Origin of the sequence: Brevundimonas intermedia, assembly GCF_027922165.1 — a bacterium.
Taxonomy (GTDB): domain Bacteria; phylum Pseudomonadota; class Alphaproteobacteria; order Caulobacterales; family Caulobacteraceae; genus Brevundimonas; species Brevundimonas intermedia.
In genome coordinates, this window is sequence record NZ_BSFD01000001.1 from 1 (window position 1) to 18,852 (window position 18,852).

Here is an 18,852-nt window from a genome sequence, read left to right on the forward strand (position 1 = left end):
TTCCGAGCGAGGCGGTCCTATACGGGCCACCCTTTTTCACCGCAACCAGATTCTGACAGATCGATGAAGAATCTCGCGGAGTCGGAATCTCCGAAGCTTCACCGCACCCCGCTCAGCCAGCGGTGATATAGGTTCTGAGGCTTTCGGCCTCGCGGGCGTGTTCCTCGATCTGACATTTGACCACATCGCCTATGGAGATGACGCCGACCAATCGCCCGCCGTCCATCACCGGCAGATGGCGAATCCGCCGGTCGGTCATCCGGGTCATAAGCGCGGACATGGCCTCGCCCGGTTCGGCGAAGATCACCTTGGCCGTCATATAGTCTCCGACAGGGCGGTTCAGGGCGGACGGGCCGTCAGCGGCCAGGGCCTTGACCACGTCCCTTTCGGAAAACACGCCGACGACGGTCTCGCCGTCGCGGACCACCATGGCCCCGACCCGTTTCAGCTCCAGTTCCTCACAGGCGCGCGCCACCGTCAGGTAGGGCGCGATGGAGAAGACGGCGTTTCCCTTGGTCTTGAGGATCTCGGCGACGAACATCGCGGCTCCTTCTCTATGGTTAAGAGACGACCGCGGGGCCGGAATGGCGACAGGGCCGCTCGATAACCATGATCGCTCATGGCGCGACCGGAATCAAATCCGCGATTCAGGCCCGTCGGGCGCGGCGATGGGCGGCGGCCCTTTGCCGAAGGCGCGCGCCAGTGGGCCTATGGCCAGCAGGCCGGCGAAGAAGCCGAAGGCGTGCGCCTCCCAGGCGATACGGGCGCCCTCTGCGCCTGGCGCATAACCGATCAGGCCCGTCACGGCGTTGACCGCCATCCAGGCGACAGAAGCGCTGACCACCCGCCGATCGAACAGGCTCAACACCCTGCCCTGCCCGCCCATCAGACGGGTCGCGCCCCCGATCAGGCCGAATACGGCGCCGGACGCGCCCACCACGGCGTCGTTCGAGCCCCAGTGGACCAGTGCATAGCCCAGGGCGGCGATCACGCCGCAGCCTATATAGAAGAGCAGGAAGACGGTCGGCCCGATCCGGTCGCCGAACAAGCGGGCCACGGGGGTTCCGAAAGCCAAGGCCCCGACCGCATTCATGATAGCGTGTGTCCAGCCGAGATGAAGCAGCATGGCCGTAAGCAGCCCGCCCCAACGTCCCCGCTCCAGATCGATGGGCGCAAAGGCCATGGCCGCCCCCATGTCTGGCAACTGGCGCTGGAAGAAGAACAGCACCGGCATGGACAGGGCGATCAGCACCACCGTGACCGGGGCGTTGAACATCCTCTCGGACCTAGGCTCCCCCGGTTCGGGGGTCGCAGCGAATCGACCGTCGGGCTCGGACATTCATCACCCATGCGCAGGGATTTTCCGTATCTCAAGCGCTTCTTAATAACCTTAACGCAGTTTGGGGGGCGGATTCTGCTGTCGGTCCGTGGTTCGTTTGTGCGCGAGGAGCAACCCCGATGCTGGTTAAGAGGCTGATCGCCCCCCTGCCGACCGTGGTCACGATCCTGGCACTGGCCGCGCCGGCTGCCGCTCAGACCACGGGATCAAGCGGCGCCGCGCAGTTCCAGCAGGGCTATGGCGCCGCTCGCAGCGCAACCAGCACCGCCACGACAGGCTCGACCCGCGACGCCAACGGCAACCGGGTGATCGTCAACGGCATCATCCAGTCGGGCGCCTCTTCCTATACCAGTCAGTCCGGCGGCGTGGCCTCGGCCTATGCCGGCGCAGGGTCTTCCAGCAACAGCGGATCGACCGTCGGCGGGTCCACCGCAATCGGCAACCAGCTGAACGTGGTCGTTCAAGGCAGCCACAACACCGTCATCGTCAACTCGAAACAGACCAACAACGGCGACGTCAACGCCGGCACGGCCCTGAACGGAACCCTTAACCTGCCATGAGCCGATCTGCTCTCATTCGCACCGGCGCGGTCGCGACCGCTGCGGCGCTGCTGCTGGCCGGCTGCGTCAGCCCCGTCGCGGGACCGTCGGGCCAGTATGCGACCCCGATCGGCAATGCGCCGGTCACCGCCAACCCGACCCCCTATTCGGCAGCCCTGTATTGCCTGGCCGACTACGCCCGCCGCTACAATCTGCCCTCGCCGCGCATGGCCGTGGGGCGGATCAGCGACTACACCGGAACCGTCTCCTCGGACGGCGGGCGCCAGATCACCGGCGGCGCTTCGCTGATGGCCAACTCGGCCCTGGCCAAGGCCGGGGCGCGGATCGTCGAACGCTACGACACCTCGGTGTCCGAGCTGGAGCTGCGCTACGCCAACAACAAGCTGATCGGCGACAACACGCCCGGCGCCCAGGGCCCGGAAGACACCCAGTTCCGCCGCATCCTCGCCGGTCAGGTGCCGGGCTCCGACTTCTACATCGTCGGCGGCATCACCGAGGTGAACTACAACATCCGCTCGGGCGGGTTCGACGCCGCCATGGGCGAGACGGACTCCGACACCCCCGGCTCGGGCATCGCCACCTACCGCACCTATGTCATGAACATCGCCATCGACCTGCGGCTGGTGCAGACCACTACGCTCGAGGTCGTGGACGTCGTCTCCTACCAGAAGCAGATCATCGGCCGCGAGATCTCGGCCGGGGTGTTCGACTTCCTGAACGGCAATGTCTTCGACATCTCGGCCGGGTCCGGCGGGATGGAGCCGACGCAGCTGGCCGTGCGCGCCCTAGTCGAACGGGCCACGGTCGAGTTCATGGCCAATCTGTACGGCGCCCCCGGCCCCGAAATCTGCCTCGACGCCGCCAATGATCCGCTCGGCGACAGCGCCGTCGGCCCGACCGGCGGCTTCTATCCGGCCTATCCAACCACGGAAACGAACAATGGCCAGACCCGCGCCGATCCGTCTCGCTGGCATGATCGCCGCGACGGCGACGTTCGCCCTAGCCGCTACTGAGGCGACGGCCCAGCAGACGCCGCTGTGCGACCCTGAGACCGGGTCCTACTGCTCCAGCACCCAGGCCCTGTCCGGCGAGGTCACCGGCACGGTGAACCTGGATGTGGCGGTCGACCAGCTGGAGGTGACGACCTACGCGACCGGCAACGCCCTGTCCGGCGGCATCGAGGCGACCTCGGGCGCCCTGACGTCGCGCCAGACCATGACCGGCGCGACCCGAGCCCAGACCACCCTCGTCCTCAACGGCGAGTCCGAAGGCGTGATCGGCGTGACCACCCGGGCCCAGGCCAATCAGCTGTCCGTCGCCACAGACGGCGCGACCTTCGCCCTGGACGCGACCCAGGCGGCCACAGGCGCCGAGGTCACCGCCCGGACAGCCCTTCAGTCCCCCACCGGCCATATGTTGGCGGGCGGGTTCGCCGCGACCACGGCCGTGGCCAACGGCGTGGCCTTGGGCGGCCCCTCGTCCTCGATCACCGGGGCCGTGGACCAGTCGGCCCAGACCACCGTCCTGGCCGAGACCGTCGCCGACGTGCAGTATATCCCGGCCCCCGCCGACTTCGCCGCCCAGGCCCTGGCCAATTCGGTCCAGGCCTCGACCACCGGCGCCTCGCACCAGGATCTGACGATCCGCCAGACCAACAGCCCCTCGACCATCGAGGCCCGCACCGACGTCTATGTCGACAACGCCTGGAACCTGGCCGCGCGCGCCAACGCCGGCGCCAACCAGACGGTGCTCTACAACGCCGGCGGCTCGCTGGTCGCCGCGACCGACCAGACCAACCAGGGCCGGGTCCGCGCCTCAGCCCAGGCCCAGACCAACCTGCAGGGCCAGACCACCGTCTCGGCCCGCGCCGTCGCCAATGAGGTGATCGCCGGCAACCAGGACATCTATCTGGAGCTGGACAACACCCAGCTGAACAGCGGCGGGGTCGAGGCGACCGCGACCTATACGGGCGTCAGCGGCTATGACGCCTATGTCGGGTCCGAGGCCGTGGGCAACAGCGTCACCGGATACGCCTGTTCCCAGTGCGGCGGCGAGGTCAATGTGACCAACAGCCAGACCAATGACGCCAATATCACCGCCACGACCACCGCCACCATCGGCGCCGGCCGCGCCGCCGTGGTGGGGGCGACCGCCGTGGGCAACAGCGCCACCTTCTATGTCAGCCGGCCGGGCGGCTGAGGAATAGACTCAATCCACTGCAAAAAAATGGAGTCTATTTTCGTCTAATCTTCGCGGGGACGCGGGGGCTGAGGGGAAATGGCGCTGGCGCGAAAACAGGGTGACAAAGCGCCAAAAGCGCCAAAAGCGCCATTTCCCGAGCGGGCGACGGGAGGGGGATTTGGTTGTCAAAGACCGTGCGGGGAGAAGTATCGCACGGTTTTGGAGCGTGACGGGTTGAGGTGTGGTTTCGGGCGGTAAAGGCCTGAAAAGACCGGAGTCTGGCTGCGGATTTAGGATGGGTGGCAGGCGTGAACCCCGTTCAATCAGGGAGCCGCTCCCCCTCGATCAGCCGGTCACGAACCTCCGCCGGCGCCGCTTCCGCCCAGGTCAGCAGCTTGTCGAGCACGGGGCAGAGCGACTGGCCCCACTCCGTCAGATGATACTCGACCTTCGGCGGCACCTGCGGATGGACGATCCGCGCCACCACGCCGTCGAGCTCGAGTTGCCGCAATTGCTGGATCAGCATCTTCTGCGACACGCCCGGGATCGCCCGCTCCAGCTCGGAGAACCGACGCACGTTCGAGCCGAACAACTGGAACAGGATCACCAGCTTCCAACGTCCTTCCAAAATCCGGATGACGTTCTGCGCGCTCGATGCCGCCGTCTGCGGCGTGTAGTCCAGGCGCTCACCTTCAGGTGTGTACCTTACTTTTTCGTCCGTACTTGTCATCTCCGCAGCATATTTCCAGTTTGGGTCCAGACGCAACACCCAAGCTGGAGAGACAGATGACGCTCGCCCTTCCCAAACCGATCGCCGACTATGTCGCGGCCAACGCGCGACTCGACCTGGATGAAATGCTCCATCCTTTCGCGCCAGACGCCGTCGTGCGCGACGATGGTGGTGAGCATCGCGGCCACGCCGAACTCCGGCACTGGATTCAGGACGCCACCATCGCCGCCCGCGCGATCTTCACGCCGGACGCCAGCCGCGAAGAAAACGGTCAGTTCGTCGTCGAAGGCCTGACCAGCGGCGCCTTCAAGGGAAGTCCGCTTCGGTTCACGATGCGATTCACCCTCGCCGACGACGCTATTCGCGCGCTGGAGATTGGATGACCATGGGCCGTCCCGATTCCCAAGAGTTCGCAGGCCGCCGGGTCCTCGTGACCGCCGGCACCAAGGGCGCCGGCCGTGCGACCGTGCAGCGCTTCCTCGCCGGCGGCGCCCGCGTCATCACCGCAGCGCGAGTCTCACCGGAGGTCGCGAACGGCGCTGAGTTCGTCCAGGCGGATCTCACGACCCCGGAGGGCTGCGAAACCCTCGCCGAGGCCGCCATCCGTCGCTTCGGCGGGATCGATGTCCTCGTTCATGTCGTGGGCGGCTCATCCTCGCCCGCGGGAGGATTCTCGGCCCTGACCGAGGCGCACTGGCGCGCGGAACTCGATCTCAACCTGATGCCGGCCGTGCGTCTCGACCGACTGCTCATCCCGAAGATGCTTGAGCGCGGCTTTGGAGCCGTCGTCCACGTCTCGTCGATCCAGGGACGACTGCCGCTCCCGGACTCGACCACCGCCTATGCTGCAGCCAAGGCGGCCCTGACAACCTACAGCAAGGCGCTGTCCAAGGAGGTCGGCCCCAAGGGCGTACGGGTCAATGTGGTGTCGCCCGGCTGGATCATGACCGAGGCGTCGGGCCATTTGCTCGAGCGGATCGCCCTGGGCTCCGGAGGCACGATCGAAGACGCTCGTCAGAGCGTCCTGGCGGGTCTCGGCGGCATTCCCCTCGGCCGCCCCGCCGAACCGGAAGAGGTCGCCGAACTCATCGCCTTCCTGGCCTCGGACCGGGCTGCGGCGATCCACGGCGGCGACTTCGTCATCGATGGAGGGACGATCCCCACGGTCTAGCCCCGCTGTCGCTCAGCCGCCCGGCGTCTTCCGTCCCCCCAGGCTCTCGTAGATGGCGTCCCTGAGACCCTTCATCCGGCCGTTGATCTCGCCCAACTCGGCCGGCGTCGCTCCCGAATGCTGGAGCAGGGCCTCTGCGAGGCACCCCGCCCGCTGCTCTAGAGTACGGCCTTCATCGGTGAGGGTGACGACGACCTGGCGTTCATTGCCCGGGTTTCGCATTCGGCTCACGAAGCCGGAGGCCTCCAGCCGTTTCAGCAGAGGGGTCATGGTGCTGGGCTCCAGCGCCAGCTCCTCGGCGATTTGGCCTACGGTCCGGCCGTCCTCGCGCCACAGCACGTTCATGACGAGATACTGGGGGTAGGTCACCCCCAGGGCGTCGAGCAGGGGCTTATAGGCGCGCTGGATCGCCATGCTGGTCGAATAGACGGTGAAACAGAGCTGGTCCTCCATCGGTATGGGTCCGGTCTGTCGGGTCATCAAGCACACTCCGTTGCGCGACGCTTCGCGAGAAAACACATATCGCGATAAATATTCGATTGACAAGGCGCGGCCCGTCCCGGATATGACGTTTATCGCGATAACAGTTCGCGGCGCAATATTCTTTACCGGGCAGGCCGAGGCCTCCCTTCTCACGGAAAGGACCACCCCATGATCAAGTTCCGCAACATCCTCCTCGCCGCCGTCGGCGCCGCCAGCCTCGGCGGAGCCGCCTTGGCCCAGACGACCGCGCCCCTGCCGGCTGACCAGTCCGTCCGCAACGTGGTGCTGGTTCACGGAGCCTTCGCCGACGGCTCGGGCTGGCGCGGGGTCTATGACGACCTGACCGCTCGCGGCTATCGGGTGACGATCGTCCAGAACCCCCTGACCTCGCTCGCTGACGACGTCGCCGCCACGCGGCGCGCCCTCGCCCGTCAGGACGGCGGCACGATCCTGGTCGGCCACTCGTGGGGCGGGGCGGTGATCACCGAAGCCGGCGTGGACGACAAGGTGAAGGGCCTGGTCTATGTCTCGGCCTTCGCGCCGGATGCGGGCGAGACGGCCGGCGACCAGTATGCGGGCTTCGGCATTCCCTCGACCTTCGTCATCGACGAACAGGCCGACGGCTTCGGCTTCATCAACTCAGAGCGTTTCAAGGAAGGCTTCGCCGCCGATGTGAGCGACGCCGACGCCGCCTTCATGCGCGACTCCCAGGTGCCGATCGTCCTTTCGGCCTTCGCCACCCCCCTGACCCAGGCCGCCTGGCGGACGCGCCCCAGTTGGTTCATCGTCGCCACCGAGGACGCCGCCATCAGCCCGGCCATGCTGAACCAGCAGGCCGAGAAGATCGGCGCAACCAAGGTCGAGATCCGCGCCAGCCACGTGCCCATGGTCTCGCAGCCGCACGCGGTCGCCGACGTCATCGATGAAGCAGCGCGAGCCGCATCTGGAGATCGGTAGATTTGGACGATGCGGGCGGAGCGCCGGCTCCGCCCGCATCTCATGCAGAAGGACCGATAGGCGTCCGAAGCGACGAGGCCAAACGTCGCCTTGCCCTGTCGCTCGCCCTCGCCTACTCCAGACGTCGGCCGCTCCATCGGGGGTTGCGGCGTTTCGGAGGGATCTCATGCGTTCTGCACGTCGTCTGCTGCTGGTCGCGGCCTCGGGGTTGGCTCTGTCGGTGGGGGCGTTCAGCCTGCCCGCCCCCGTTCTGGCGATGGCCTTTGCGCCCGCCGCCGTTCAGGCTGAGACCCAGGTCCCGCCGTCCGATCCCTGGGCCCAGGCGGCCAGTGATATTCCGGCCGATCCGGCGGTGCGGTACGGCCTGTTGCCGAACGGCATGCGCTACGCCCTGCTGAAGAACGCCACCCCGCCCGGTCAGGCCTCGTTCCGGCTCCGGATCGACGCGGGCTCGTTGATGGAGCGGGACGACCAGCAGGGGCTGGCCCACTTCATGGAGCATATGGCCTTCAACGGGACCAAGGACATCCCCGAGAACGAGATGCTGCGGATCCTGGAGCGGCTGGGCCTGGCCTTCGGGGCCGACACCAACGCCTTCACCAGCTTCGACCAGACCGCCTATATGCTGGAACTGCCCAACACCCAGGACGAGACGGTCGATACGTCGCTTTATGTGATGCGCCAGATGATGGGCGACGCCCTGATGGCGGCCGAGGCCATCGACGCCGAGCGCGGGGTGATCGTGGGCGAGGAACGCACGCGCGACACGCCGCAGTTCCGGGTGCTGAAGACCCAGCTGGGTCTGCTGGCGCCGGGCCAACGCCTGTCGCAACGCCTGCCGATCGGCGACCTTGAGGTGATCCGCACCGCGCCGCGCGACCGGTTCGTGGACTTCTATGACGCCTATTACCGCCCGTCGCGGGCGACCTTCATCGCCGTGGGCGACTTCGACGTGGACGCGATGGAGGCCAAGATCCGCGGGGTCTTCGGCGACTGGACGCCCAAGGCGGCCGACGGGCCCGAGCCCGACCTGGGCCAGGTGGCGCAGCGCGAGCCCCAGACCAGCATCATCGTCGCGCCCGGCGTGCAGTCGTCGATCCAGATCAACTGGATCAAGGCGCCCGACCTGGATCCCGACACGGCGGCCGAGCGGGCCGAGGCCACCCGCCGCAACCTGGGTCTGGCGGTGCTGAACCGCCGGCTGGGCGAGCTGGCGCGGGCCGACAATCCGCCCTTCCTGGGGGCCAACGCCGGCTATCAGGGCCTGTTCGACACCCTGGACGCCGGGGTGTTGGCGGTCGCCTTTACGCCGGGTGAATGGAAGCGGGCGCTGGAGACGGTCGAGCAGGAGGCGCGCCGCCTGAGCCAGTACGGCGTCACCGAGGCCGAACTGCAGCGCGAGATCACCGAATACCGCACCGGGCTGCAGAACGCCGTGGCCACGGCCGCGACCCGCTCGACCCCGGCCCTGGCCGGCGCCCTGCTGAACGCCGTCAATGCGGACTCGGTCTTCTCGACCCCGCAGGACAGTCTGGCCCGGTTCGAGGCGACCGTCGCCGACCTGACGCCGGAACAGGTCAACGCCGCCGTCCGGCCGGTGTTCGAAGGCCAGGGGCCGCTGGTCCTGTTCACCAGCCCGGTCCCGGTCGAAGGGGGCGAGGCCGCCGTGACCGCCGCCCTGGAGGCCTCGCGTCAGGTGGCGGTGACCGCGCCGGCGGCGCAGGCCGAACTGAAATGGCCCTATTCCGACTTCGGTCCGGCGGCGGTTCCGGAGGCGCGCGTCGAGGTGGCCGACCTGGGGGCGACCCTGGTCCGCTTCCCCAACGGAACCCTGCTGAACATCAAGAAGACCGACTTCCGCGACGATCAGATCCTGATCAGCGCCTCGACCGGGATCGGCAGCCTGGGCATGCCGACCGACCGGTTCTCGCCCCTGTCCGCCGCCAATACGGTGCTGAACTCGGGCGGGCTGGGCAAGCTGACGGTGGATGAGATCAACCGGGTGCTGGCGGGCCATGTCTTCACCACCAGCATCAGCCAGGGGGTGGACAGCTATAATCTGGGCGGGGCGACACGGCCCGAGGATCTGGCGCTGACGATGCAGATCCTGACCGCCTATCTGACCGATCCCGGCCTGCGGCCGGCGCCGCTGCAACAGGCCAAGGCCGCCTATCCGCAGTCGCTGGAACAGCGGGCCTCGACGCCCGGAGGGGCCTTGGGGCTCAAGGCCGGCGAGCTGCTGGCGAGCGGCGACAAGCGGGCGGGCACGCCGACGAACGACGAGTTCCAGTCGGTCGAGATCGAGACCCTGCGCGAAGAGATCAAGGCGGCCCTGGCCCAGGGCCCGATCGAGATCACCGTCGTCGGCGACGTGGATGTGGATGCGGTGATCGCCGCGGTCGGTTCGACCTTCGCCGCCCTGCCCCCGCGCGGCCCGGCCCCGACCCCGACGGCGGAATCGGCCCAGCGCCGCTTCCCCGACCCGACCGCGACCCCGATCCGCCTGACCCACACAGGCCAGGCGACCCAGGCCCTGGGCGTCGTGGCCTGGCCCACCACCGACCAGATCGGCGACCGCACGACGTCGCGCCAGCTGGGCGTGCTGCAGGCCGTGCTGCAGCTGCGGCTGAACGAGGAGATCCGCGAAAAACAGGCCATCGCCTATTCGCCGAGCGCCAGCGGGACCACCTCCGACACCTTCGCCGGCTATGGCTATATGGTGGTGGCGGCCGAGACGCCGCCGGAGTCGCTGACCAAACTGTTCGAGGCCGTCGACCTGATCGTCGCCGACCTGCGCGACAATCCGGTGGGCGACGACGAGCTGAACCGCGCGCGCCGTCCGGCGGTGGAGCGGCTGCGGCGCAGCATGGCCGACAACGGCTACTGGCTGGGCCAACTGTCGGAGGCCCAGTCGAACCCGGCCTCGCTGGACCAGACCCGCAACAATATCGCGGTGCTGGAGGCCGTCACCGCCGCCGACCTGCAACGGCTGGCGCAGCAGTATCTGAAGCCCGAAACCGCCTGGCGCGCCGAGGTCGTCTCGGACAAGCCGGCCCAGTAAGAAAAAATGGCCCCGGTTCTTTCGAGCCGGGGCCAGTCTTCAGGATCGTCGACGGAGAGCCGACGGTCTTATCTTGCGTCGCGCGGCCTGAGCCGCGCGTGAACGGGTTGTGTCAGGTCCGGTTCAGAACACCCGGCCGCCGACCCCGCCGTCCAGGGTGATGGCCCCGGTGATGACGGTCGCGCTCTGGACCTGCTCCTCGCGGTACTCGGTGTATTCTTCCTCGCGGTACATGGTCAGGATCTTCACCCCGGCCCCGTAGCGACGCAGCAGCGAGCGTTCGTTGCAGTCGCGCTCGGGCTTTTCGGGGCGGCACTCCAGCCGGCCCTCGCCGCCGAACCACAGGGCCTCGTGCTTCTTGCAGGTCAGGGCCGTCCCGTGGTCGAATTTGATCTCGCCCTCATAGTCGGCGATCGTCGCCTGGAGCCAGGTTCCGGCCAGGCAGCGGTAGATCTCGCCCTCATAGCCGTCGGCGATCTCGCGATCCGGCTTCACCTGGGAGGCGGGGTGCGGCGTCTGGCGGTCGTCCATGCAGACAGCCTGAATCACCACCCGCTTCATCGAGCGGCGATAGGCGGTGAAGGGGGCGCGGACGGTCTGGGTCAGGCCTTCAACGGCCAGGCCCTGGATAGTGGTGGGATAGGGCTGGTCCACGGTGACGTAGGCTGCGCCGCCGCCCCCGCCGTAACTGCCCGAGAAGCCGCCCGCCCGCGCATTGACATAGGCCCGCGCGCCCGAGTTGGCCGTGGCGCTGGCGCCCGCGTTGACGTTGACGTTCACATTGACGTTGGTGTTCGAGTTCCAGCCGCCATGGCCGCCCCCGCCGCCGCACGATCCGCCGCCGCCGCCGCAGGAGGGGGGCGTCGGGGGCTCGGGCGGTTGGCACGAGGTGCAGGGGTCGGGGGTGCAGCCGCTGGTGCACTGCGCAAGGGCGGCGCTCCCCGCGCCCAGCACGGCCACGCCGGCCGCCAGACCCAGCATCCAATTCCTGATCCGCTGCCGCATCGGCGGGACTCCCGAACGAATTCTCACGTCGTCTGGACAGACTTCCGGACGATCCAAACTTAACCAAGACCCCAAAAGCCTTTCGTTTCCGTTGAGACGCAGCGGTGTTCGGGATGGCGCAATGCCGCATCCGTCTGCTAGACCGCCCCCACAATGACCGTCCGCGTCTTCCTTCGCCTGATTTCGATTAGCCGCCCGGCGTAGCGCTTCTGGGTCTTGCCCAGCGCACGTCGGGACGACCGCCCCCACGAAGGGCGAAAGAAGCCGCCCTGAAGCAGCGCGAAGCGCGATAGGGCGACCGAAGACTGCGAACGCTCACCCCACGACGCCGAGACGACCCATGGCCGACGCCACCGAATCCAAAGACACCCCCTCCGGCCGCGACTATCGCGACACCGTCTTCCTGCCCGAGACGCCCTTCCCCATGCGGGGCGGCCTGCCGCAGAAGGAGCCGGTCATCCTGGAGCAGTGGGGCGACCTGTACGGGACCCTGCGCGCCGCGCGCCAGGCGGAAAACCGGCCCCTCTATGTCCTGCACGACGGCCCGCCCTACGCCAACGGCGACATCCACATCGGCCATGCGCTGAACAAGACGCTGAAGGATTTCGTGGTCCGCAGCCGTTTCCTGCTGGGCTATGACGTCGACTATGTCCCCGGCTGGGACTGCCACGGCCTGCCGATCGAGTGGAAGATCGAGGAACAGTTCCGCGCCAAGGGCCGCCGCAAGGACGAGGTCTCCAAGGACGAGTTCCGCGCCGCCTGCCGCGACTACGCCGGCAAATACATCGACCTGCAAAAGGACCAGTTCCACCGGCTGGGCATCGTCGGCGACTTCGCCAACCGCTACGCCACCATGGACTTCACGTCCGAGGCGGCCATCGTCGCCGAGTTCCACAAGTTCAAGAATTCGGGCCAGCTGTATCGCGGCTCAAAGCCCGTCATGTGGTCGCCGGTCGAGCGCACCGCCTTGGCCGACGCCGAGATCGAATACCACGACCATGTGTCGCCCACGATCTGGGTCAAGTTCCCGGTCACGGGCGCATCCGACGACCATCCCGACGACCTGCTGGCCTTCCGCACCAGCACCCCGTCCATCGTCATCTGGACCACCACGCCCTGGACCATCCCGGCCAACCGCGCCATCAGCTACGGCCCCGAGATCGCCTATGGCCTGTATGAGGTCACGGCCATGGAAGAGGGGCTGGAGTTCGCGCCCTGGGCCAAGCCGGGCGACCGCCTGATCGTCGCCGACAAGCTGGCGGAAGAGGTGTTCAAGGCCGCCAAGATCGCCGCCTGGACCCGCATCTACGACATCAATCCGTCGGGCCTGGAATGCGCCCACCCCCTGGCCGCGCTGGACAGCGGCTATGGTTTCTCGGTGCCGCTGCTGGCCGGCGACCATGTCACCGACGACGCGGGCACGGGCTTCGTCCACACCGCGCCGGGCCATGGCGCCGACGACTTCGAGGTGTGGAAAGCCCACGGTCATCACGAGGTGCCGGACACGGTCGATCCCGACGGCGCCTATTACCCCTCTGTTCCCCTGTTCGCCGGCCTGAAGGTGCTGGAGACCGAGGGCAAGAAGACCGGCAAGTTCGGTCCCGCCAACGGCGCGGTGATGGAAAAGCTGATCGAGGCCGGCAATCTGCTGGCGCGCGGCCGGCTGGAACACTCCTACCCGCACTCGTGGCGCTCCAAGGCGCCGATCATCTTCAGAAACACTCCCCAGTGGTTCATCCGCATGGACGAGTCCCTGGCGTCGGGCGACAGCCTGCGCGAGACGGCGCTGAAAGCCATCGACGACACCGAATTCCACCCCGCCGCCGGCCGCAACCGCATCCGGTCGATGGTCGAGGGTCGTCCCGACTGGCTGGTCAGCCGTCAGCGCGCCTGGGGCACGCCCCTGGCCATGTTCATCGACAAACAGACCGGCCAGCCCCTGCATGACGCCGAGGTCGACGCCCGGATCGTCAAGGCCGTGGCCGAACACGGCGCCGACATCTGGTTCACCGCGCCGGACGCGGACTTCCTGGGCGCGCATGACCCGGCCCGGTATGAAAAGGTCGAGGACATCCTGGACGTCTGGTTCGATTCCGGTTCGACCCACGCCTTCACCCTGGACCCGCGCCTGCCCGAGCACGGCTATACGGGCGACCGCCCGGCGCACTGGCCCGCCGACCTCTATCTGGAAGGGTCGGACCAGCATCGCGGCTGGTTCCAGTCGTCGCTGCTGGAAGGCTGCGGCACCCGTGGCCGCGCCCCGTTCAAGGCGGTCCTGACCCACGGCTTCACCCTCGACGAGAAGGGGGAGAAGATGTCCAAGTCCAAGGGCAATACAACCGATCCCCTGACCATCATCAAGGAGAGCGGCGCGGACATCCTGCGTCTGTGGGTGTCGCTGGTCGACTATTCCGAGGACCAGCGGATCGGCAAACAGATCCTGCAGACCACGGTCGACGCCTATCGCAAGCTGAGGAACACGGTCCGCTATCTGCTGGGCGCCCTGGCCGACTTCGACGAGGCCGAGCGGCTGACCGACTACGACCAGTTCCCGCCGCTGGAGAAGTTCGTCCTGCACCGCCTGTGGGAATTGGACGCCCATGTGCGCCAAGCCTATGCGGAATACCGGTTCCAGGACGTGGTGCGGCCGGTGCTGGAGTTCTGCTCCAACGACCTGTCGGCCCTGTATTTCGACATCCGCAAGGACAGCCTCTACTGCGACCGGCCCGACGCTCTGCGCCGCCGCGCGGCCCGCACGGTGATGGACGCGGTCTTCATGCGCCTGACGGCGTGGCTGTCGCCGTTGACGCCGTTCACGATGGAAGAGGCGTGGACGACGCGGTTCCCCGATGCGGGGACGAACTGTGCGCGGGTGATTCCGGAGACGCCGACGGAGTGGGAGAATGCGGCCGAGGCGGAGCGGTGGGCCGTCATCCAGAAAGTGACAAGTGTCGTCACGGGAATGCTCGAGATCGAGCGACAAGCCAAGACCATCGGATCGGCGCTTGAGGCCAACCCCGAGGTCCCGACACTCAACAAAGACGTTCTGAAAGCCTTCAATGGCGACGGAAAGTTGGCACCGATCGACGCAGCCGAAGTCTTCCGCACCAGCCTTGCTGACGTCTTCAATCCAGACGAACGCATTGGATGGCATGAGGAAAACCAGCTTCAGTCGTTTAACTCAGATCTCTTTGGGAAAGAGGGAGTGGGCAACACTTGGGCGCGCTTCCGGCTAGCCGATCATCCGAAGTGCGCCCGCTCATGGCGGCGGGTGCCCGACGTCGGTTCTGACCCCGCCTACCCCGACCTGTCGGCCCGCGACGCCGATGCGGTTCGGTATTGGGACCAGACGCGGGGCTGACGCCCGAGTTCACCTCCCCGTTAACCTTCGGGCGCGGGGAGGTGACGTCGTCCCCCTTCTTTCGTCATTCCGGGCGAAGCGCAGCGGAGACCCGGAACCCAGCGGCGCGCGAGAGCGCGAACCTGTCGCGAATCCGCTGCTTAACATTGTGCGGCGGACCCATTTCGCCTTCGGCGCCTCCCCCGGTCCCGCTTCGCGGGCCGGAGGATGACGAGGGGTTCCGGGTCTTCGGGCCAAGCGGCCTTTCGCCCGGAATGACGAAAGAAAACGTGGCAAACGCAAGAACTGTCAGAGTCTCCCCCTCCTGGTCGCAAGAGCGACCTGTCCTCCCCGCGCGCCTTCGCGCGCAGGGAGGTGAGGCCGGCCGCTGCACCACGGAAACCGGTTTCCCGCTCACGCATTGTTACATCCGCCATGGCCAAGCCGGTTTTGCCGCGCTAGATCATGTTGCATCTGCGAGCGGGCCAACCCGCCGAACCTTCTCCTAGCTCAGGGGCTATAGATGACTCAGTGGGTTTACGGCTTCGGCGGCGGGTCCGCCGACGGCGATGCGTCGATGAAAAATCTTCTCGGCGGCAAGGGTGCGAACCTTGCCGAAATGTCCGCGCTGGGGCTGCCCGTCCCGCCCGGGTTCACCATCACCACCGAGGTCTGCACCCACTATTACGCCAACGGTGAGACCTATCCCGCCGATCTGGAAGACCAGGTGAAGGCCGCTCTGGCCAAGGTCGAGGCCGTCGTCGGCAAGACCTTCGGCGACGTCGAGAACCCGCTGCTGGTCTCGGTTCGCTCGGGCGCGCGGGCGTCGATGCCGGGCATGATGGATACGGTGCTGAACCTGGGCCTGAACGACCAGACGGTCGAGGGCCTGGCCAAACTGTCGGGCGACCGGCGCTTCGCCTTTGATTCCTATCGGCGCTTCATCACCATGTATTCGAACGTGGTGCTGGGCCTGAGCCACGACGACTTCGAAGAGGTTCTGGACGCGCACAAGGACCGGCTGGGCGTCAGCGTCGACACCGACCTGAAGGCCGAGGACTGGGAACGGATCGTCGTCGACTACAAGTCCGTGGTCGAACGCGAACTGGGCCATCCCTTCCCGCAGGATCCGCGCGACCAGATGTGGGGGGCGGTCGGCGCCGTCTTCGCCAGCTGGATGAACGAGCGGGCCAAATTCTATCGCCGCATGCACGACATCCCCGAAAGCTGGGGCACGGCCGTCAGCGTCCAGTCGATGGTGTTCGGCAATATGGGCGAGACCTCGGCGACCGGCGTGGCCTTTACCCGCAACCCCTCGACCGGCGAGGCGCGCCTGTACGGCGAGTTCCTGATCAACGCCCAAGGAGAAGACGTGGTCGCGGGCATTCGCACGCCGCAAAGCCTGACCAAGATCGGCCGCGAGGAGATGGGCGAGACCGCCCCCTCGATGGAAGAGGCCATGCCCGAGGTGTTCGGTCAGTTCGTCACGGTGGTGAACACGCTGGAGAGCCATTACCGCGACATGCAGGACATCGAGTTCACGGTCGAACAGGGCCGGCTCTGGATGCTGCAAACCCGCAACGGCAAGCGCACCGCCAAGTCGGCGCTGAAGGTCGCCGTGGATCTGGCGGCGGAAGGCGTAATCACCCAGGAAGAGGCGATCAGCCGGGTCGAGCCGTCGGCGCTGGATCAGCTGCTGCACCCGACCCTGGACCCGGACGCGGCCCGCACCGTCGTCGCCGCAGGCCTGCCCGCCTCGCCCGGCGCGGCGACCGGCAAGATCGTGTTCGACGCCGACGAGGCCGAGCGGCTGGCCGGCCTGGGGGAAGCGGTCATCCTGGTGCGCGAGGAGACCTCGCCTGAGGACATTCACGGCATGCACGCCGCCCGCGGCATCATCACGGCGCGGGGCGGCATGACCAGCCACGCCGCCGTGGTGGCGCGCGGCATGGGCCGGGCCTGCGTCTCCGGCGCCGGGGAGATCCATATAGACGAGGCCAAGGGCGTCTTCACCGCGCGCGGCCGCAGCTTCAAGGCCGGCGAGATCATCACCATCGACGGCTCGAAGGGCGAGGTGCTGGACGGCGCCGTGCCGATGATCGAGCCCGAGCTGACCGGCGACTTCCAGACGCTGATGGGCTGGGCCGACAAGGTGCGCCGCCTGAAGGTGCGCGCCAATGCCGAGACGCCGCTGGACGCCAAGACCGCGCGCGGCTTCGGCGCCGAGGGCATCGGCCTGTGCCGGACCGAGCACATGTTCTTCGACGACACCCGGATCGCCGCCGTGCGCGAGATGATCCTGGCTGACGACGAAGCCGGGCGCCGCACGGCCCTGGCCAAGATCGCGCCGTTCCAGAAGTCGGACTTCGTCGAACTGTTCGAGATCATGGCCGGCCTGCCGGTGACGGTGCGCCTGCTCGACCCGCCGCTGCACGAGTTCATCCCGCACACGGACGAGGACATCGACGCCCTGGCCGCCTCGTCGGGCATAGACGCCGAGAAGCTGAAGCGCCGGGCCAAGGAACTGCACGAGACCAACCCCATGCTGGGCCATCGCGGCTGCCGGCTGGGCGTGGCCTATCCCGAGATCTACGAGATGCAGGTCCGGGCCGTGCTCGAGGCCGCGCTGGAGGTGAAGCAAACATCTGGTTTGGCGCCGATCCCGGAGATCATGCACCCGCTGGTCGCCCTGGGTCTGGAGATGAAATATCTGCGCGAGCTGACCGACCGCACGGCCAAGGCGGTGTTCGCCGACGCCGGCGACAGCGTGGAATATCTGGTCGGGACCATGATCGAACTGCCCCGCGCCGCCATCCGCGCCGGGGACCTGGCGGAATACGCCCAGTTCTTCAGCTTCGGCACCAATGACCTGACCCAGACGACCTTCGGCATCAGCCGCGACGATTCGGGGCGGTTCCTTCAGGCCTATCTGGACAAGGGCATCTTCGAGACCGATCCCTTTGTGCGTCTGGACCAGGACGGCGTCGGCGGCTTGATCGAGATCGCGGCCGAACGGGGCCGGGCGGTGCGGCCCGAGGTCAAGCTGGGCATCTGCGGCGAACACGGCGGGGATCCGTCGTCAATCGCCTTCTGCGAGAAGGCCGGCCTGGATTACGTTTCCTGCTCGCCCTACCGCGTGCCCATCGCCCGTCTGGCGGCGGCCCAGGCGGCGCTGAGCGGGGAGCGCGAGAAGGACCGCTAGGCACGCACCGTCATCCTCGGGCTTGACCCGAGGATGACGGAGTGAACTGAAATAAGGGGCGGCGCCGTGAGGCGCCGCCCCTTTTCGTTGGGCGTCGCATTTCCGTCGTAGTTGACGGAACACAGTGTGTGGCTCCACGCGCACAGACGACGCCATGTTCCGCTTACCCATGGAACAGACGACAGCGTCACCTATTTAAGCACTCGCTGGATGGGGCTGATGATCCAACCGGTCATCACATCTAGGAGTTAATAAGAAACAATGCGTAACATTCTTCTCGCCGCTGTCGCCGTCTCTGCAATCGCTGCTCCGGCATTCGCCCAAACCAATCCCGAGCCGCGCGGATACGGCTCTTTGGGCTACACTCATCTTGAAGGCGACAATGCAACCACGGGCGCCGTCACCGGTCGTCTGGGCGTAAACCTGAACCGTTACCTGGCCGTCGAGACCGAAGCCTCGGTCGGCGTGAAGGACGACGACTTCACCGTCGCCGGCGTCGACGGCTCGATCAAGCACGAGTGGGACGCCGCCGGTTATGTGGTCGGCAAATACCCGGTGTCGGACAAGCTGGAGCTGTTCGCGCGCGGCGGCTACGGCCACACCGAGCTGAAGCAGGAGTTCCCGGGCGCCAATACCGACGTGGGCGGCGACAGCTGGAACTACGGCGCCGGCGCAAACTACTATATCGACGGCGTGAACGGCGTGCGGGCCGACTGGACCCGTCGCGACTACCGCGACGATGCGGGCGAAGCCGACGCCTATTCGGTCAGCTACATCCGCCGCTTCTGATCGACACGATCAGGCGAAATGAAGAGGGCGCGCT

General features: G+C 67.1%; 15 protein-coding genes. 10 read left to right on the forward strand and 5 right to left on the reverse strand.

Annotated features, from left to right (window positions below; all coding sequences use genetic code 11):
• Positions 1 to 112 precede the first annotated feature (112 nt).
• Both PKE72_RS00005 and PKE72_RS00010 read right to left on the reverse strand, forming a co-directional pair.
• Positions 113 to 541, reverse strand: coding sequence for a CBS domain-containing protein (locus PKE72_RS00005; RefSeq protein ID WP_271163424.1), 429 nt, complete (start codon positions 539 to 541; stop codon positions 113 to 115).
• 93 nt (positions 542 to 634) lie between these two features.
• On the reverse strand, positions 635 to 1,276 hold the full coding sequence (locus tag PKE72_RS00010; protein WP_271163425.1) for a rhomboid family intramembrane serine protease: 642 nt from the start codon (positions 1,274 to 1,276) through the stop codon (positions 635 to 637).
• Between the two features lie 182 nt (positions 1,277 to 1,458).
• Between PKE72_RS00010 and hfaA the strand changes: the two genes are divergently transcribed.
• The 3 genes from hfaA to hfaD are packed head-to-tail and all read left to right on the forward strand — an operon-like array spanning position 1,459 to position 4,098.
• Positions 1,459 to 1,899 carry a holdfast anchoring protein HfaA gene (gene hfaA, locus PKE72_RS00015; RefSeq protein WP_271163426.1) on the forward strand — a complete coding sequence of 147 codons (441 nt, stop codon included), beginning with the start codon at positions 1,459 to 1,461 and terminating at the stop codon, positions 1,897 to 1,899.
• Positions 1,896 to 2,912, forward strand: coding sequence for a holdfast anchoring protein HfaB (gene hfaB / locus PKE72_RS00020; RefSeq protein WP_271163427.1), 1,017 nt, complete (start codon positions 1,896 to 1,898; stop codon positions 2,910 to 2,912). Before hfaA ends, hfaB begins: the two co-directional genes overlap by 4 nt.
• Complete coding sequence (hfaD, locus tag PKE72_RS00025) at positions 2,839 to 4,098, forward strand: holdfast anchor protein HfaD (RefSeq protein ID WP_271163428.1); 1,260 nt, start codon at positions 2,839 to 2,841, stop codon at positions 4,096 to 4,098. The genes hfaB and hfaD overlap by 74 nt, the downstream gene beginning before the upstream one ends.
• Positions 4,099 to 4,399: 301 nt before the next feature.
• Here the strand turns inward: hfaD and PKE72_RS00030 are convergent, their stop codons facing one another.
• On the reverse strand, positions 4,400 to 4,810 hold the full coding sequence (locus tag PKE72_RS00030; RefSeq protein ID WP_271163429.1) for a winged helix-turn-helix transcriptional regulator: 411 nt from the start codon (positions 4,808 to 4,810) through the stop codon (positions 4,400 to 4,402).
• A gap of 56 nt (positions 4,811 to 4,866) precedes the next feature.
• Between PKE72_RS00030 and PKE72_RS00035 the strand changes: the two genes are divergently transcribed.
• A complete protein-coding gene (locus PKE72_RS00035) occupies positions 4,867 to 5,193 on the forward strand; it encodes a nuclear transport factor 2 family protein (protein ID WP_271163430.1) in 327 nt (108 codons plus the stop codon).
• Positions 5,190 to 5,981, forward strand: coding sequence for an SDR family oxidoreductase (locus PKE72_RS00040; protein WP_271163431.1), 792 nt, complete (start codon positions 5,190 to 5,192; stop codon positions 5,979 to 5,981). The genes PKE72_RS00035 and PKE72_RS00040 overlap by 4 nt, the downstream gene beginning before the upstream one ends.
• A gap of 12 nt (positions 5,982 to 5,993) precedes the next feature.
• Here PKE72_RS00040 and PKE72_RS00045 read toward each other — a convergent pair whose 3' ends face one another.
• A complete protein-coding gene (locus PKE72_RS00045; RefSeq protein ID WP_271163432.1) occupies positions 5,994 to 6,461 on the reverse strand; it encodes a MarR family winged helix-turn-helix transcriptional regulator in 468 nt (155 codons plus the stop codon).
• Between the two features lie 171 nt (positions 6,462 to 6,632).
• Here PKE72_RS00045 and PKE72_RS00050 point away from each other — a divergent pair, with 171 nt between their 5' ends.
• On the forward strand, positions 6,633 to 7,421 hold the full coding sequence (locus PKE72_RS00050) for an alpha/beta fold hydrolase (protein ID WP_271163433.1): 789 nt from the start codon (positions 6,633 to 6,635) through the stop codon (positions 7,419 to 7,421).
• A 166-nt stretch (positions 7,422 to 7,587) separates the two neighbouring features.
• Positions 7,588 to 10,482, forward strand: a complete 2,895-nt coding sequence (locus PKE72_RS00055) for a M16 family metallopeptidase (protein ID WP_271163434.1) — start codon at positions 7,588 to 7,590, stop codon at positions 10,480 to 10,482.
• Between the two features lie 123 nt (positions 10,483 to 10,605).
• On the opposite strand, the gene PKE72_RS00060 is transcribed toward PKE72_RS00055, so the two are convergent.
• Complete coding sequence (locus PKE72_RS00060; protein ID WP_271163435.1) at positions 10,606 to 11,487, reverse strand: hypothetical protein; 882 nt, start codon at positions 11,485 to 11,487, stop codon at positions 10,606 to 10,608.
• A gap of 340 nt (positions 11,488 to 11,827) precedes the next feature.
• On the opposite strand from PKE72_RS00060, the gene ileS reads away from it, so the two are divergent.
• From ileS to PKE72_RS00075, 3 genes are all read left to right on the forward strand, one after another.
• Positions 11,828 to 14,848, forward strand: a complete 3,021-nt coding sequence (gene ileS, locus PKE72_RS00065; RefSeq protein ID WP_271163436.1) for an isoleucine--tRNA ligase — start codon at positions 11,828 to 11,830, stop codon at positions 14,846 to 14,848.
• Between the two features lie 502 nt (positions 14,849 to 15,350).
• Complete coding sequence (gene ppdK / locus PKE72_RS00070; RefSeq protein ID WP_271163437.1) at positions 15,351 to 18,029, forward strand: pyruvate, phosphate dikinase; 2,679 nt, start codon at positions 15,351 to 15,353, stop codon at positions 18,027 to 18,029.
• 261 nt (positions 18,030 to 18,290) lie between these two features.
• The gene (locus PKE72_RS00075; RefSeq protein ID WP_271163438.1) at positions 18,291 to 18,818 is read left to right on the forward strand and encodes a porin family protein; all 528 of its coding nucleotides are present in this window, start codon (positions 18,291 to 18,293) and stop codon (positions 18,816 to 18,818) included.
• The last annotated feature ends 34 nt before the right edge of the window (positions 18,819 to 18,852 follow it).

Coding starts and splice junctions, on each gene's coding strand:
- PKE72_RS00005 (WP_271163424.1), bottom strand. CDS start 541: ATGTTCGTCGCCGAGATCCTCAAGACCAAGGGAAACGCCGTCTTCTCC.
- PKE72_RS00010 (WP_271163425.1), bottom strand. CDS start 1,276: ATGTTCAACGCCCCGGTCACGGTGGTGCTGATCGCCCTGTCCATGCCG.
- hfaA (WP_271163426.1), top strand. CDS start 1,459: ATGCTGGTTAAGAGGCTGATCGCCCCCCTGCCGACCGTGGTCACGATC.
- hfaB (WP_271163427.1), top strand. CDS start 1,896: ATGAGCCGATCTGCTCTCATTCGCACCGGCGCGGTCGCGACCGCTGCG.
- hfaD (WP_271163428.1), top strand. CDS start 2,839: ATGGCCAGACCCGCGCCGATCCGTCTCGCTGGCATGATCGCCGCGACG.
- PKE72_RS00030 (WP_271163429.1), bottom strand. CDS start 4,810: ATGACAAGTACGGACGAAAAAGTAAGGTACACACCTGAAGGTGAGCGC.
- PKE72_RS00035 (WP_271163430.1), top strand. CDS start 4,867: ATGACGCTCGCCCTTCCCAAACCGATCGCCGACTATGTCGCGGCCAAC.
- PKE72_RS00040 (WP_271163431.1), top strand. CDS start 5,190: ATGACCATGGGCCGTCCCGATTCCCAAGAGTTCGCAGGCCGCCGGGTC.
- PKE72_RS00045 (WP_271163432.1), bottom strand. CDS start 6,461: ATGACCCGACAGACCGGACCCATACCGATGGAGGACCAGCTCTGTTTC.
- PKE72_RS00050 (WP_271163433.1), top strand. CDS start 6,633: ATGATCAAGTTCCGCAACATCCTCCTCGCCGCCGTCGGCGCCGCCAGC.
- PKE72_RS00055 (WP_271163434.1), top strand. CDS start 7,588: ATGCGTTCTGCACGTCGTCTGCTGCTGGTCGCGGCCTCGGGGTTGGCT.
- PKE72_RS00060 (WP_271163435.1), bottom strand. CDS start 11,487: ATGCGGCAGCGGATCAGGAATTGGATGCTGGGTCTGGCGGCCGGCGTG.
- ileS (WP_271163436.1), top strand. CDS start 11,828: ATGGCCGACGCCACCGAATCCAAAGACACCCCCTCCGGCCGCGACTAT.
- ppdK (WP_271163437.1), top strand. CDS start 15,351: ATGACTCAGTGGGTTTACGGCTTCGGCGGCGGGTCCGCCGACGGCGAT.
- PKE72_RS00075 (WP_271163438.1), top strand. CDS start 18,291: ATGCGTAACATTCTTCTCGCCGCTGTCGCCGTCTCTGCAATCGCTGCT.